Origin of the sequence: Halomonas llamarensis (assembly GCF_023555005.1) — a bacterium.
Taxonomy (GTDB): Bacteria; Pseudomonadota; Gammaproteobacteria; order Pseudomonadales; family Halomonadaceae; genus Vreelandella; species Vreelandella llamarensis.
Genome location: NZ_JAMJPJ010000079.1, coordinates 1 through 1,104 on the forward strand (window position 1 = coordinate 1; position 1,104 = coordinate 1,104).

Below are 1,104 nucleotides of genomic sequence, written 5' to 3' on the forward strand. Positions count from 1 at the left end.
GTCCAGCGGCTGGAGACCAGGCGGTAACGGGTCAGCACGCCAGGCCCGCCCGCGCGAATAACGGCGACGTAGTCGGCGGCTGCCAGGAAGCGCAGGTATTCATTGGCGGTGGGTTGGGCGATCTCGACCTTGGGCGTGGTCGCGGCGTCCGCCAGTTCGCGGGCGTTGCAGTCGCCGATGATCTTGAGCGTGCGCCACATCTGTTCACGGCCAAGGCCACCGGTGGGGGTTGAGCCGTCTTTGCGCACACGCGGGGCTTCTACTCCGACGTCTTTCACCAGGGTGTACTGCACCGGCTCGCCGCTTTTGCGGGGTGCATCAGTGCGCGCGAGGTAGCCGCCTTTTTCGAGGGCGTTCAGGTAGTCGCGTACCCGCCCTTGGCTGACCGCATCGGGCATCAGCAGCGATACATCGACCGTGGTGATGGCCAACCCTTTGCCGTGCATGTCGCGCAGGGTTTCCCAGACCGCCTGGCGGTCCACTTTTGGCCCTTGGGCGTTGAGTTGGGGTTTACGTTTTGCCATGCCTGTCTTTGTCATGATCAGCCCCTCCGCGCCGGTGGTTGGCCGGTGTGGATCTCACGCTCGCCCCATTCCCGCATGCCGACCATCGTCCAGCCGTTGGCGGTGGCTTCAGAGTGGATCTGGTAGAGGTTGACGGCGACGCGGCGCAGGGAGCCTTTTACGCGGTTGTTGACGACTTCCAGCAGGTCGTCGTCGATCTCGATATCGGGATAGCTTTTGTCAGCCAGGGCGCGTACGTCTTCCAGGCTGGCGGCTTGGGCGGGCACCCATTCCAGTACGCGGTTATGCAGGCGTTCCAGGCGGGCCATTGAGGCAGGCACGCGCTCTTCACCGATCAGGATTAAGGTGCCTTGGCTGGCGTTGTAGATGTCGGTGAGCACGTTGGCGGCGGCTTTGTCGATCACGTATTGGACGTCATCAATGATCAGCGGGCGGCCGGAGCGCGAGAGCTGCTCGGCGATCTGGTCGACCATCTCGCTGAGCGTCTTCATGGGGATGATGCCCATCTCGCGCAGCACAGCGACAACGAACGCCTTTTTCGTCCAGCTTTCACGGCACTCGACGTAGTAGGCGCGGTGCA

General features: G+C 63.3%; 2 protein-coding genes. Both read right to left on the reverse strand.

The genetic code is table 11. The features are described 5' to 3' along the window. Nucleotides 1-539 (reverse strand): hypothetical protein (locus M8006_RS17615; RefSeq protein WP_250084502.1); only part of this gene is annotated, 539 nt, incomplete at its 3' end. A 2-nt stretch (nt 540-541) separates the two neighbouring features. Beyond that, the coding region (locus tag M8006_RS17620; protein ID WP_250084504.1) for an AAA family ATPase at nt 542-1,104 on the reverse strand (563 nt) is incomplete at its 5' end.